The sequence below is a fragment of the Caulobacter sp. 1776 genome (genome assembly GCF_040545685.1).
Classification (GTDB): Bacteria; Pseudomonadota; Alphaproteobacteria; order Caulobacterales; family Caulobacteraceae; genus Caulobacter.
On sequence record NZ_JBEPMI010000001.1, the window covers coordinates 614002 to 625695 of the forward strand.

General features: G+C 68.7%; 15 protein-coding genes and 1 tRNA gene. 8 read left to right on the forward strand and 8 right to left on the reverse strand.

The genetic code is table 11. The annotated features are described in order from the left end of the window. The first annotated feature begins 63 nt into the window (after nucleotides 1-63). The 3 genes from ABIC66_RS02770 to ABIC66_RS02780 are packed head-to-tail and all read left to right on the forward strand — an operon-like array spanning nucleotide 64 to nucleotide 1151. Entirely contained in the window at nucleotides 64-459 is a 396-nt protein-coding gene (locus tag ABIC66_RS02770; protein ID WP_354067857.1) for a DUF2089 domain-containing protein, read from the forward strand. Beyond that, a complete protein-coding gene (locus ABIC66_RS02775; RefSeq protein ID WP_354067858.1) occupies nucleotides 459-722 on the forward strand; it encodes a hypothetical protein in 264 nt (87 codons plus the stop codon). Before ABIC66_RS02770 ends, ABIC66_RS02775 begins: the two co-directional genes overlap by 1 nt. 12 nt (nucleotides 723-734) lie before the next feature. After that, nucleotides 735-1151 carry an SHOCT-like domain-containing protein gene (locus ABIC66_RS02780; protein ID WP_354067859.1) on the forward strand — a complete coding sequence of 139 codons (417 nt, stop codon included), beginning with the start codon at nucleotides 735-737 and terminating at the stop codon, nucleotides 1149-1151. Nucleotides 1152-1178: 27 nt separating this feature from the next. Here the strand turns inward: ABIC66_RS02780 and ABIC66_RS02785 are convergent, their stop codons facing one another. From ABIC66_RS02785 to ABIC66_RS02795, 3 genes are read right to left on the reverse strand one after another with little or no spacing between them, the layout of a single operon-like run. Further along, nucleotides 1179-1574, reverse strand: a complete 396-nt coding sequence (locus ABIC66_RS02785; RefSeq protein ID WP_354067860.1) for an SRPBCC family protein — start codon at nucleotides 1572-1574, stop codon at nucleotides 1179-1181. A gap of 6 nt (nucleotides 1575-1580) precedes the next feature. Then, nucleotides 1581-1976, reverse strand: a complete 396-nt coding sequence (locus ABIC66_RS02790) for a PaaI family thioesterase (RefSeq protein WP_354067861.1) — start codon at nucleotides 1974-1976, stop codon at nucleotides 1581-1583. Nucleotides 1977-2018: 42 nt separating this feature from the next. Further along, the gene (locus tag ABIC66_RS02795) at nucleotides 2019-3023 is read right to left on the reverse strand and encodes an aldo/keto reductase (RefSeq protein WP_354067862.1); all 1005 of its coding nucleotides are present in this window, start codon (nucleotides 3021-3023) and stop codon (nucleotides 2019-2021) included. 93 nt (nucleotides 3024-3116) lie between these two features. On the opposite strand from ABIC66_RS02795, the gene ABIC66_RS02800 reads away from it, so the two are divergent. Beyond that, on the forward strand, nucleotides 3117-4013 hold the full coding sequence (locus ABIC66_RS02800) for a LysR family transcriptional regulator (RefSeq protein WP_354067863.1): 897 nt from the start codon (nucleotides 3117-3119) through the stop codon (nucleotides 4011-4013). Here ABIC66_RS02800 and ABIC66_RS02805 read toward each other — a convergent pair. From ABIC66_RS02805 to ABIC66_RS02820, 4 genes are all read right to left on the reverse strand, one after another. Continuing rightward, nucleotides 4010-4570 carry a hypothetical protein gene (locus tag ABIC66_RS02805; protein ID WP_354067864.1) on the reverse strand — a complete coding sequence of 187 codons (561 nt, stop codon included), beginning with the start codon at nucleotides 4568-4570 and terminating at the stop codon, nucleotides 4010-4012. The two genes, ABIC66_RS02800 and ABIC66_RS02805, sit on opposite strands and share 4 nt — an antisense overlap. A gap of 95 nt (nucleotides 4571-4665) precedes the next feature. After that, a complete protein-coding gene (locus ABIC66_RS02810; protein WP_354067865.1) occupies nucleotides 4666-5091 on the reverse strand; it encodes a GNAT family N-acetyltransferase in 426 nt (141 codons plus the stop codon). Between the two features lie 940 nt (nucleotides 5092-6031). Then, nucleotides 6032-6466: an acyl-CoA thioesterase gene (locus ABIC66_RS02815; RefSeq protein ID WP_354067866.1), complete on the reverse strand. Its 435-nt coding sequence runs from the start codon at nucleotides 6464-6466 to the stop codon at nucleotides 6032-6034. After that, nucleotides 6467-6703 (reverse strand): zinc-finger domain-containing protein, encoded by a 237-nt coding sequence (locus ABIC66_RS02820; RefSeq protein ID WP_354068357.1) that lies wholly within the window; start codon nucleotides 6701-6703, stop codon nucleotides 6467-6469. It abuts the gene before it with no gap. A 229-nt stretch (nucleotides 6704-6932) separates the two neighbouring features. Here ABIC66_RS02820 and ABIC66_RS02825 point away from each other — a divergent pair, with 229 nt between their 5' ends. The 4 genes from ABIC66_RS02825 (at nucleotide 6933) to ABIC66_RS02840 (ending at nucleotide 10516) form a co-directional block, all read left to right on the forward strand. Next, nucleotides 6933-7895, forward strand: a complete 963-nt coding sequence (locus tag ABIC66_RS02825; protein WP_354067867.1) for an ABC transporter ATP-binding protein — start codon at nucleotides 6933-6935, stop codon at nucleotides 7893-7895. A 95-nt stretch (nucleotides 7896-7990) separates the two neighbouring features. Continuing rightward, a complete protein-coding gene (locus ABIC66_RS02830) occupies nucleotides 7991-9058 on the forward strand; it encodes a purine nucleoside permease (RefSeq protein ID WP_354067868.1) in 1068 nt (355 codons plus the stop codon). Next, nucleotides 9055-10371 carry an NCS2 family permease gene (locus tag ABIC66_RS02835; RefSeq protein WP_354067869.1) on the forward strand — a complete coding sequence of 439 codons (1317 nt, stop codon included), beginning with the start codon at nucleotides 9055-9057 and terminating at the stop codon, nucleotides 10369-10371. Before ABIC66_RS02830 ends, ABIC66_RS02835 begins: the two co-directional genes overlap by 4 nt. A 68-nt stretch (nucleotides 10372-10439) precedes the next feature. Then, nucleotides 10440-10516, forward strand: a tRNA-Arg gene (locus tag ABIC66_RS02840). A 157-nt stretch (nucleotides 10517-10673) separates the two neighbouring features. Here ABIC66_RS02840 and ABIC66_RS02845 read toward each other — a convergent pair. Further along, nucleotides 10674-11573, reverse strand: a complete 900-nt coding sequence (locus ABIC66_RS02845; RefSeq protein ID WP_354067870.1) for a LysR family transcriptional regulator — start codon at nucleotides 11571-11573, stop codon at nucleotides 10674-10676. Nucleotides 11574-11694: the final 121 nt, after the last annotated feature.

The following is an 11694-nucleotide window of genomic DNA, read 5'->3' on the forward strand; positions in this document are numbered from 1 at the left end:
CAAGAAACTTGACTCCTGAATTGAATTTCTTAAGTTCTATATCAAGAAACTGGATCTCGGACGATGACACGCGCCCCCAACGACTGGCAGGACCTGACCCGACTGACGGGCGGCGAGACGTTCGTCGTCGAGCGCGTGCGGCTGATCGGCAAGGACATCGCCATCGAAGGAGCCTTCGCCCTGCCGCGCCTGGCTAATCTTACCGCCGAGGACCAGGTGTTCGTCGCCGCCTTCGTCCGCAGCCACGGCTCGATCAAGGACATGGAGCAGCTGTTCGGGGTCAGCTATCCGACCGTGAAGGCGCGGCTGAACCGCATCGCCGCCAGCCTGGAGTTCATCGACGAGGCGCCGCCCCCGCCGCCCGTCGCCGCCGACCGTTCCGAGGTGCTGGCCCGGCTGGAGCGCGGCGAGATCTCGGCGGACGAGGCGATCGCCGCCCTGGAACGGAGAACGCGCTGATGGCCCTGGTCGGAACCGTCCTGCCGCCCCTGCCCGCCCGCCGCCGGACCGTCGTGCGTCTGTGGCTGCCCCTGACCCCGCTGTGGATCGTGCTGGCGCCATTCGCCCTGGCCTTCGCGCCGCTGATCCTGCTGGTCCCGGCCTGCCGCCACATGGCCCCCTATCGCGCGGCCCTTGGGCTGGGCGCGGTGCTGCTGAACCTCTCGGGGACCAGCGTCGAGGTCGACGCCCATCACGCCCTGGTCCGCATCCGCATTCTCTGAAGGAAAGTCGCCATGAACCCCGATCGCCTGCGCATCCTGAAGATGCTGTCCGACGGCAAGGTCTCGGCCGAGGAGGCCGAGCGCCTGCTGGACGCCCTGAACGCTCCCTCCGTCGCGACCCAGCCCGCCGCGTCGGCGAGCGCCCCGCCGCGCTATTTTCACGTGCTGGTCGACACGATCGACGGCCAGGGCCCGACCAAGGTCAATGTCCGCGTGCCGATGCAGCTGCTGCGGGCCGGCGTCCGGCTCAGCGCGCTGATCCCGCCGGCCGCCCGCGACGAGGTCAACGCCGCCATGGCCAGCAAGGGCCTGCCGTTCGACATCAACCAGCTAAAGCCCGAGAACCTGGACGAACTGGTCGCCAGCCTCAGCGAGCTGACCGTCAATGTCGATCGCGACGACACCCGCGTGCGGGTGTTCTGCGAATAGCCAGCTCGAGGCCTTCCGCGAAGGCGATCACGCCTCCAGCAGCGCCTTCAGCTTGGCCAGGTCGCGGGCCACCGCCGCAGCGTCGCGATCGAAGGCCGCGTCGTCGTACATGGTGGCGGGCCGATAGAGGGTCATGCCGACCTCGGCCCCCTCGCCATTGGCCACCACCCGCAGCGGCATGTAGAGCTCGGTCCCGTCCGGCAAGGTCACCCAGTGATCGAGCACGCCATAGGCGTTCTCCGGCGAGAACCTCACCGTCACGTCGCCGCCCGGGCCGTGGGCGATCCAGTGTTCGCCGTCCCGCTCGAGCCCCGAGGCCAGGCCGGCCGCCCACTTGGCGAAGCTCTCTGGCTCACGGGTAAAGGCGTAGACCTCCGCCGCCGGCCGGTGGATCCGGATGCTGATGTGCCGGGACTCGAACATGGCGCGCTACTCCACTGTCATCTGGGTCTGGGTGACCACCGCCACGAGCTTGCCGTCCTCGGTCTCGATCCGCGTGGTCCAGACACTGGAACGCTTGCCGACGTGCAGCGGCGTCGACGTCGCGACCACCGTGCTCCCCACCCTGGCCGAGCCGATGAAGTTGGTCTTACTCTCCAGCGTCGTGGTGCGCTTGCCCTCCGGCGTCGACAGGAAGGCGCCGATGGCCCCCAGGCTGTCGGCGAGGGCCATGGCCGCCCCGCCGTGCAGGATGCCGCCGGCGGTGCACAGGTCGGGCCGCACGACCAGCCGCCCCTCGACGCGGTCGGGGGCGGCGTGCGTGACGGAAACGCCCATCAGGGCGGCGAACGGCAGCAGGTCGAGGTCGAAGACGGGCATGCTCATGGGCGCATTTCACGCCCGTCCCGTGACGTCACGCAAGAGGGCTCAGCGCGCGCCGCGCTCGCTGTCGAGGTGGGCCATCATCGCCTCGGCGTAGCGCGTTCCGGCCACCGCCTCGACCGGCACGGCGGCCTCGATCGCGGCGAGGTCCTCGGGCCTCAGCTTGACCTCCAGCGCGCCCAGGGCCTCGGCCAGGCGATCGCGGCGGCGCGCGCCGACCAGCGGCACGATGTCGTCGCCGCGCGAGGCGACCCAGGCGATCGCGGCCTGGGCCGTGGTCGCGCCCCTGCTCTCGGCGACCGCGCGCAAAGCCTCGGCCAGCTTCAGGTTGGCCTCGAGATTGTCGCCGACGAAGCGCGGGCTGAAGCCGCGGAAGTCGTGGCCGGCCTTGCCGCTGTCCATGGTCCAGTGGCCGCTGATCAGGCCGCGCGACAGCACGCCATAGGCGGTCATGCCGATGCCCAGTTCGCGCAGGGTCGGCAGGATGTCCTTTTCCACACCGCGCGAGATCAGCGAATATTCGATCTGCAAGTCGACGATCGGCGCGACCTTGGCCGCCCGGCGGATGGTCTCCGAGCCCATCTCCGACAGGCCGATATGGCGGACATAGCCGGCCTGGACCATCTCGGCGATGGCGCCGATGGTGTCCTCGATCGGCACCGACGGATCCAGGCGCGAAGGCCGGTAGATGTCGATGTGGTCGACGCCCAGACGCTTGAGGCTATAGGCCAGGAAGTTCTTGATCGCGGCGGGGCGGCCGTCGAAGCCGAGGAACTGACCGACCGGATCGCGCAGGGCCCCGGTCTTGACGCTGATCACCAGCCTATCGCGCTTGTGGGTCTTCAGCGCCTCGCCGATCAGCATCTCGTTGTGGCCCATGCCATAGAAATCGCCGGTGTCGATCAGGGTCACCCCGGCCTCGACGGCGGCGTCGAAGGTGGCCAGGCTCTCGGCGCGGTCGCTGGGGCCGTACATGTCCGACATGCCCATGCAGCCGAGGCCGAGGGCGGAAACGACGGGGCCGGTCTGGCCGAGCTTCAGGGTTTTCATCAGATCTCTCCTTGGGGCGAGGAGGGTTATGCGCGCGATCGCTTCGTGCGATAATCCGATCAAGTTCGCACGGGCCGTTCTGGATTTCGCACAATGCAGCAGGCCGACTTCGCCGATCTCGACGCCTTCACGGCCGTGGCCCGCGCGCGCGGCTTTCGCGCCGCCGCCGGCCCGCGCAACGTCTCGGCCTCGTCGCTGAGCGAGGCGGTCCGGCGGCTGGAGACCCGGCTGGGCGTGCGCCTGCTGAACCGCACCACCCGCAGCGTCACGCCGACCGAGGCCGGCCAGAGGCTGCTGGAGCGCCTGTCCCCCGCCCTGTCCGACGTCGCCCTGGCGCTGGACGAGGTCAACGCCTTCCGCGACAGCCCGACCGGCACCTTGCGCCTGAACGTGCCGGTGGTGACGGCCAAGGTGACGCTTCCGCGGCTGATCCCGAAGTTCCTGGCCCAGAACCCTGGCGTCGCCGTCGAGATCGTCGCCGACGACAGCTTCATCGACGTGCTGGCCGCCGGCTTCGACGCCGGGGTGCGCTACGACGAGCGGCTGGACAAGGACATGATCGCCGTGCCGCTGTCGGGTCCGCAGCGGTTCGTCATCGTCGGCGCGCCGGCCTATTTCGCCGCTCACGGCAGGCCGACCCATCCGCGCGAGGTGCTGGACCACGCCTGCATCCGCCACCGCTTCGCCAGCGGCGCGTCCTATCCCTGGGAGTTCGAGAAGGACGGCGAGGTCATCCGCCTCAATCCGCCCGGCCGGCTGACCACGACCGACAGCGATCTGAAGCTGGCGGCCTGCGAGGCCGGGGTCGGCCTGCTGGCCACGTTCGAGGACTTCGCGGCGGAGTCGATCGCCGCCGGGCGGCTCGAGACCGTGCTGGCCGACTGGCTGCCGCCGTTCTCGGGCCCCTATCTCTACTATCCCAGCCGCCGCCACATGCCCGCGCCGCTGCGCGCTTTCGTCGACTTCGTGAAGGCCGAGCGCGGCGCCTAAGCCCCCACCTCTTTCAGGGCCGCCTTGCGAAACAGCCCGGCCGAGGCCAGCCACAGCGCCGCGAAGACCGCCGTCGCCCCGATCAGGTCGCGCGGCCAGATCGCGCCGCCGGCCCCCAGGTCGCCGACCAGGGCGATGATCATGATCGCGACCTGGACCAGCGCCGCGGCCCCCATCGCGTGGGCCATGCCGCCCGCCTTGAAGCCCGCCATGGCCGAGCCGCCGATCGCGACCAGCAGCACGGCGGCGTACATCAGGTTGGCGGCATTGGCCTCGGAGCCGATGATCCCGACCGCGCCGGTGACCAGGACCAGCAGCACGGACGCCGCCAGGGCCAGGCCGACGCCGGCCCGATAGGCCAGGCTGTGCGCCTTCCAGGCCGCGAACTCGAGCACCAGGCCCGACCCGACCAGCAGGCCGCCGAACAGGGCGAAGTCGAACAGCGTCCACTTCACCTCGGCCGTGAATTGCATCGCCACCCACGGCGTCGCGATCAAGGCCGCCACCACGCTCCACGCCGCGATCCGCCGGCCGTTGCTCTTCATCATCTCGGTCATCGTCATCCCCATTCCAGTGAGGCCCGCACCCTGGCGCGGGCGCCCGGTGAGCGGCATGAGCGAATTGTGAGGTCTTGCTGAAGAATGGCGGCGGGTCAGAGCCTGTAGGAGAACATCACGATCGGCTCGGCCGCCGCGCCCAGGCCCTCGTAGAGGGCGCGAGCGGCCGTGTTCTCGGTGTCCGTGACGATCCACGCCTGGTCACAGCCCAGCGTCTTGCCCCACGCCAAGACCTCTTCGACCAGGCGTCGCGCGACGCCCCGCCGCTGGAAAGGCGGCGCCACGCCGAGATTGTCGATGTAGAGATCCGGCGCTCGATCGGGGTGGCCGTGAACATAGGCCGCGACCTGGCCGATCACCTGGTTTCCGCGAACCGCGACGACCATCAGATGCCCCGGCGACTCCAGGTAGGTCGCCAGCCGCCGGGCGTCGATGTCCGCGTCGAAGACGTCTTCGGCGATGGTCTCGAGCAGCCCGGCGGTCTCTCGGGTGAGGCGACACGTCGTGATCACGTCCGGCATCGCTCGGTGATTCCATCGTTGTAGGCGGCGGGATGTTGGGGCGACATCACACCGACCGCAACCGGACCTGACGAACGACGGCTGGGATGGAAAGTCGACGTTTGCTCTGGCAAACTTCCGCCGTTGGGAGATGTCGAGATGGACGGAGGACTCCTTCCTCCGGGGCGGGAAGATTTCGCATCAAGCCAGCACGCCCCCCCGTGAATCCCTCTCTCATGGAGAGAGGGAGGGGCCCGCGCCGAAGGCGTGGGAGGGTGAGTGGGTAGGCGAAGCCCTAGGACGGTCTTGGCTCTGTTGCGGGCGACGTGCCGGCGCGCCGGTTGAGGGTGTAACCACTCACCCTCCCATGCTGCGCATGGGCCCCTCCCTCTCTCTCAGAGAGAGGGATTCACGGGGATTGAGCGCACTGTATCCCCGGCGTTCGCGAGATCGAACCCCACGAAATCAACCACTTCCCACTTTTACGCGTCCCTGAATGATCCGCGTTCAAACCCGCCCCATACTCATAGCTGTCCCCGTCGCGAGGGGAGGGCGCTTGGATCCGGCCCAAAGCGGCGATGGGGATAGGTTGAGCGGGGCCGCGTGGTCTCGAAGCGGTCCGGACCGGGGTCTGTTCGTTGGATAGATCCGGGATCCCGGGAAGGGCCGTGGAGAGGCGAGCGCGGAGCGACAGGGCGGTGATCGATCTAAAGCCGCCTATCGTGGATCGCCGAGCTGGAGACGGAATAGCCGATCCAGTTGGTCCGCGCCCGTCCGGGGGTAACGGAGGCCCGAGCAGACAACGCTCACGCCCGCCGTCCTCACGGCAAAGAACAGCCTGGCGGAGCGGTCGTCCGAGCCGAAACGTAAAATCAAACTCACGGTCTCCGGGTTCGCCCGGCCGCTCCGTCGCCTCCCCACCACCTTCAGCGGTGAACCGCGTGAAGCGGCCGAAGCGCGCCTAGATCGGCAGCGGCCGCGGCTTGCGGTGTTCGTCTATGGCCACGAACGTGAAGACGCCTTCGGTGACCTTGTGGGCCTGTTCGCCGTCGCGGCGGCGGCGCCAGGCTTCCACCGAGACCTTCAGCGAGGTGCGACCCGTATGGACGACCTTGGCGAACAGGCTGACCTCGTCGCCGACGAACACCGGGCTGATGAAGGTCATGCCGTCGATGGCGATGGTGGCGCAGCGGCCCGCGGCGCGGTGGAATGCGATCGAGGCCGCCGCCAGGTCCATCTGCGACAGCAGCCAGCCGCCGAAGATGTCGCCTTCGGGATTGGTGTCGGACGGCATGGCGATGGCCCGCAGCACCGGCGCCTCGTGCGGCCATTGGGCCTTCTCCCAGGCCTTGGCCAGGGTCTCGGCGCGCTCTTCCGGCGGGACGAGGTCGGTCACCTAGTGGCCGCCGGCGCCTTCGTAGACGCCCGGGGCGAGAATCTCGTTCTCGTCGCCCACGGCCGTGGTGGCCACGAAACGGCGGTCGCAGTACGGGCAATCGACGAAGCCGGCCGCGCCCATTTCGAGCCAGACGCGCGGATGCCCCAAGGCCCCGCCGACGCCGTCGCAGGCGATGCGGTGCGAACGGACCAGGATCGTCTCCGGCGCAGGACCGGCCTGGGCCAGGGTGTCCATCGCGGTCGGAACCGTCGTGGGCTCGGCCGTCGCCGATCCGGGCAGGGCGTCGAGAGCGGAGGTGGACTTGGCCTTGCGCGCCATGGGCGGAACCTTCGAATTCAGACGTGGCCTTGGCGTGGCCGCGAACGAGGCATACCTATGCGACGCCGGAAGGCGCCGTCAATCGACGCGCGCCTCATACGGCGTTGTCGCCTCCCGATCTGCCCGTCTCCCATCTGGAATGCCCATGGACCTGCCCGCCTACGCCATCGAAGCCGAAGGCCTCTACAAGACCTATGCCGGGACCAAGACCTCGCCGGAAAAGCGGGCCCTGAACGGCATCGACCTGAAGGTCCCGCGCGGCTCGATCTTCGGCCTGCTGGGTCCCAACGGCGCGGGCAAGTCGACCTTCATCAACATCCTGGCCGGGCTGGTGCGCAAGAGCTCGGGGACGGTGCGGATCTGGGGCCGCGACATCGACACCCGGCCGCGCGACGCCCGCGCCGCGATCGGCGTGGTGCCGCAGGAGCTGGCCGCCGACGTGTTCTTCACGCCGCGCGAATCGCTGGAGGTCCAGGCCGGCTTCTACGGCGTGCCCAAGAACGAGCGCCGCACCGACGAGCTGCTGAACGCCCTGGGTTTGGGCGACAAGGCCAACGCCTATGTCCGTCAGCTGTCGGGCGGCATGAAGCGCCGTCTGATGGTCGCCAAGGCCATGGTCCACCAGCCGCCGGTGCTGATTCTGGACGAGCCGACCGCCGGGGTCGATGTCGAGCTGCGCCGCCAGCTCTGGCAGTACGTCCAGGGTCTGAACCAGCTGGGCGTCACCATCGTGCTGACCACCCACTATCTGGAAGAGGCCCAGGAGCTGTGCGACGAGATCGCCATCGTCAATCGCGGCGAGGTGGTCGCCTGCGAGCCGACCTCGACCCTGCTGCGCCGGATGGACAGCCGCAACGTCGTGGTCACGCCCGACGATCCGGTGACCACCGCCCCGGCCCTGGCCGGCTTCGACACCAAGCTGCGGGCCAACGGCGCCTTCCAGGTCAGCTATCGCACCGGCCAGTCCAGCGTCGAGCAGGTGCTGGCGGCCGTGCGGGCCAGCGGCGTGCACATCAAGGACATCGCCACCGAGGACCCCGACCTGGAGGACGTCTTCCTGGCCCTGACCTACGGCGACCCGAACGCGGCCGATCCGACCAAGGACTGATCAGGCGGAGAACCTTCGCGGTTTCGGGGCGAAGGTCGCTTGCCAGCCTCCGCGGCGCACGCCAGCTTCGCCGCGAATTCGGTGCGGAGGGCGTGATGGCGATGCGGATCCTGGGACTTGTCGTGGCCTTGTGCCTGGGCCTGGCGCCTCTGGCCCAGGCGGAGACGACCAAGCCGATCCCGGTCAAGGTCGTGGTGCTCGCCACCTTCGAGATCGGCGAGGTCACCGGCGATCGGCCCGGCGAGTTCCAGCCCTGGGTCGAGGGCCTGCCGCTGAAGCAGACCATCGACGTCCCCGGCCTGCGCCATCCGGCCCGATACTCGCCCGAGACCGGCGTGCTGGGCGTGATGACCGACATGCGGGCCCGGGCGCGCGAAAGCGTCGCGGCCCTGATCCTGTCGGGTCAGTTCGACTTCTCCAAGACCTACTGGGTCGTGGCCGGCATCGCCGGGGTCGATCCCAAGGTCGCCTCGCTCGGCAGCGCCGCCTGGGCCCGCTACGTCGTCGACGCCGACCCGATCTACGAGGTCGACGAGCGTGAAATCCCCGCCGACTGGCCGTACGGCCTTTATTCGCTGGAAACCGACCGCCCCAATGTGAAGGGCTCGGCCAAGGGCTCGTCCGGCATGGTCTGGGCGCTGAACGGACAGCTGGTCGACTGGGCCCACGGCCTGACGGCCAAGACCGCGATCCCCGACTCTCCGGCCCTCGCGGCCCTGCGCGCGCCCTATGTCGGCGAGCCCAACGCCCAGAAGCCGCCATTCGTCCTGAAGGGCGAGGCCCTGGGCGGCACCCGGTTCTGGCACGGCGCCAAGCGCACGGAGTGGGCCGAGGACTGGGTGAAACTGTGGACCGACGGCGCGGGAACCTTCACCATGACCGACTGCGAGGACCAGGGGATCCTCGATGTGCTCGACCTCTACGCCAAGGCCGGCAAGGTCGATTTCGAGAGGGTCCTGGTGCTGCGCACGGCCAGCAACTATTCGCGCCCGCCGCTGGGCGCGCCCACCTTCCCCCGCGCCTTCCACGGCGAGGGCGCGATGGCCGCGTTCGACTCGGCCTATCGGGTGGGCTCGGTCGTGGTCCGCGAGCTGGCGGGGCATTGGGACAAGTACGAAGCGACGCCGCCAAACGTGACGTCGATCGGGGGAATGGCGAGATGATCGAGAAGTTCTTCAAGCTCTCGGCCCAGGGAACCTCGGTGCGCACCGAGGTGCTGGCCGGCTTCACCACCTTCCTGACCATGGCCTATATCGTCATCGTCAATCCGACGATCCTGGGCCAGACCGGCATGCCCGTCGCGGCCGTGGCGGCGGCCACCTGTCTGGCGGCGGGCTTCGGCAGCATCCTGATGGGCCTGATCGCCAACTACCCGATCGCCCTGGCGCCCGGCATGGGCCTCAACGCCTATTTCACCTTCACCGTCGTCAAGGGCATGGGCGTGCCGTGGGAGACCGCCCTGGGGTGCGTCTTCCTGTCGGGCGTCGCGTTCCTGATCCTGACCGTGGCGGGCGTCCGCCAGCTGATCATCGGCGCCATTCCGCGCCCGCTGTTCTCGGCCGTGGCGGCGGGTGTCGGGCTGTTCATCGCCTTCATCGGCCTGAAGGAGGCCGGCATCATCGTCGCCGACCCGGCCACCACCGTCGCGCTCGGCGACCTGACCAAGCCGACGGCCGCCCTGGCCATCCTGGGCTTGGCCGTCATGGGCGGGCTGATGGTCTGGCGGGTGAAGGGCGCGATCCTGATCGGCATTCTCGTCGCGGCCGCCGCGGCCTGGGCTCTCGGCCTGGCCAAGATCGTCCCCGGCGACTACGGCCTGGCCGCCCTGACCGCCACGGCCTTCAAGCTCGACGTTCCGGCCGCCCTGCATCTGAATGGCGCGATGGGCATGGCGATGGCCGAGATCATCTTCGTCTTCCTGTTCGTCGACCTGTTCGACAATGTCGGCACCCTGGTCGCGGTGACCAAGAAGGCCGGCCTCGTGCAGCCGGATGGTACGATCCCCCGCCTGAACCGAATTCTCACGGCCGACTCGATCGCCACGATCGGCGGCTCGCTGGCCGGCACCTCGACCGTGGTCAGCTATATCGAGAGCGCCTCGGGGGTCGCGGCCGGCGGCCGCACCGGCCTGACCGCGATCGTGGTCGGCCTGCTGTTCCTGGTCACCCTGTTCTTCGCGCCCTGGGTGCAGGCCATCCCGGCCGCCGCCACGGCCCCGGCCCTGATCATCGTCGGCTCGATGATGGTCGGCGCCCTGGCCGACGTCGACTGGGACGACCCCGGCGTGGCCATTCCCGCCTTCCTGACGGTGATCGCCATTCCGCTGACCTTCTCGATCGCCAACGGCCTGGCGTTCGGCATCACCGCCTATGCGGGCCTGACCCTGCTGCGCGGCCAAGCCAAGCCCAAGGATTGGCTGCTGTTCGTCCTGGCGGCCCTATTCGTCGCCCGCTTCATTTACATGGGAAAGGCATAAGGCCATTTGCGCGGGCGCGGCCTTTCGGCTAAGACCCGCTTCCCGTCCCGGGTCGACTTGGACGGCATGCACCCGTAGCTCAGCTGGATAGAGCGTTGCCCTCCGAAGGCAAAGGTCACACGTTCGAATCGTGTCGGGTGCGCCAGACTTCCCCCTAAGGGTCGCTCTCCAGGCGCAACAATCTTGGGGGCGCCATCGATACGCGTCTTGGCGAGCGCGGCTTTGCGCCGAGAGTCGCCGTTGGCGCATCTCCAGATACCGGACGTTCAGATGCTAGAGGGAAGAACAGTCCGCCCCCGGGGCTAGCCGCGCGGGTCTGCGCATACCTCCCGCACACACCCCCGCAGCCAGCGATGCGCTGGATCGGCGTCCATGCGAGGGTGCCAGAGCAACGACACCGAAAATTCAGCGATGCGCATGGGCAGTTCGAAACTGACCAGGCCGTCCCTCAGCCCCTCCGTGTGACGCTCAGGCACGGTGGCGACCAAGCCCGCAGATCTCGCCAGCGCGATCGCCGTGGCGAAGCCGCCCACGACCGTGACCACTTCACGGATGACGCCGGTGCGCGCTAGCGCGTCGTCGATCAGGCCCCTAGCGAGCGCATCGCGAGAGACGGCCACATGGGCCGCGGCCGCATAGCGCTCCGGCGTCATCGGGCCCGCCGTTATCTCATGTCCCTGGCGAACCATGCCGACGTAACGGTCACGGAAAAGGACCTGGGTGCGAAGTTCAGGCCCCGTATCGCCCTCGATCACGCCCGTTTCGAGGTCGATGAGACCATCGCGTAGCGGCCTGCTGTCCTTATCGGGCTTTTGGACGAAACGCAGCTGGACGCCCGGCGCCTCGACAGCCAGACGCGCGATCAGAGCTGGGGCAAAGGTTTCCACGAACCCTTCGCTGGTGCGCAGGGTGAAGGCGCGCCTCAATTGCCCGAGATTCAGCGCTCCGACCGGGCGAAGCACCGTCCGCGCGTCCTGAACCAGCTGAGCGACACGGTCGCGAAGCTCGATCGCCCTAGGCGTGGGGACCAGCGCCCGCCCGGCCCGCACCAGCAAGGGGTCTCCCGTCACCTCGCGCAAACGCGCCAGCGCGCGGCTCATGGCCGAGGGGCTCAGGCGAAGCCGCGCGGCCGCCCGCGTGACGCTGCCCTCGGCCAACAGCACGTCCAGCGTCACCAGAAGGTTGAGGTCGGGAATTTGCATTCGAGCAGCGTAACACCGGCTTCGAACATGGCGTCAAACGCAATGATTCAATGCAACCTATGCGCATTACGCCATATCTGACCTGACGCTAGCTTTCATCGAACGCCCGATCTCGGCGCGA

What these genes read in the sequence shown, in the direction of transcription:
- ABIC66_RS02770 (WP_354067857.1), top strand. Translation starts at nt 64, where the DNA reads ATGACACGCGCCCCCAACGACTGGCAGGACCTGACCCGACTGACGGGC.
- ABIC66_RS02775 (WP_354067858.1), top strand. Translation starts at nt 459, where the DNA reads ATGGCCCTGGTCGGAACCGTCCTGCCGCCCCTGCCCGCCCGCCGCCGG.
- ABIC66_RS02780 (WP_354067859.1), top strand. Translation starts at nt 735, where the DNA reads ATGAACCCCGATCGCCTGCGCATCCTGAAGATGCTGTCCGACGGCAAG.
- ABIC66_RS02785 (WP_354067860.1), bottom strand. Translation starts at nt 1,574, where the DNA reads ATGTTCGAGTCCCGGCACATCAGCATCCGGATCCACCGGCCGGCGGCG.
- ABIC66_RS02790 (WP_354067861.1), bottom strand. Translation starts at nt 1,976, where the DNA reads ATGAGCATGCCCGTCTTCGACCTCGACCTGCTGCCGTTCGCCGCCCTG.
- ABIC66_RS02795 (WP_354067862.1), bottom strand. Translation starts at nt 3,023, where the DNA reads ATGAAAACCCTGAAGCTCGGCCAGACCGGCCCCGTCGTTTCCGCCCTC.
- ABIC66_RS02800 (WP_354067863.1), top strand. Translation starts at nt 3,117, where the DNA reads ATGCAGCAGGCCGACTTCGCCGATCTCGACGCCTTCACGGCCGTGGCC.
- ABIC66_RS02805 (WP_354067864.1), bottom strand. Translation starts at nt 4,570, where the DNA reads ATGACCGAGATGATGAAGAGCAACGGCCGGCGGATCGCGGCGTGGAGC.
- ABIC66_RS02810 (WP_354067865.1), bottom strand. Translation starts at nt 5,091, where the DNA reads ATGCCGGACGTGATCACGACGTGTCGCCTCACCCGAGAGACCGCCGGG.
- ABIC66_RS02820 (WP_354068357.1), bottom strand. Translation starts at nt 6,703, where the DNA reads ATGGACACCCTGGCCCAGGCCGGTCCTGCGCCGGAGACGATCCTGGTC.
- ABIC66_RS02825 (WP_354067867.1), top strand. Translation starts at nt 6,933, where the DNA reads ATGGACCTGCCCGCCTACGCCATCGAAGCCGAAGGCCTCTACAAGACC.
- ABIC66_RS02830 (WP_354067868.1), top strand. Translation starts at nt 7,991, where the DNA reads ATGGCGATGCGGATCCTGGGACTTGTCGTGGCCTTGTGCCTGGGCCTG.
- ABIC66_RS02835 (WP_354067869.1), top strand. Translation starts at nt 9,055, where the DNA reads ATGATCGAGAAGTTCTTCAAGCTCTCGGCCCAGGGAACCTCGGTGCGC.
- ABIC66_RS02845 (WP_354067870.1), bottom strand. Translation starts at nt 11,573, where the DNA reads ATGCAAATTCCCGACCTCAACCTTCTGGTGACGCTGGACGTGCTGTTG.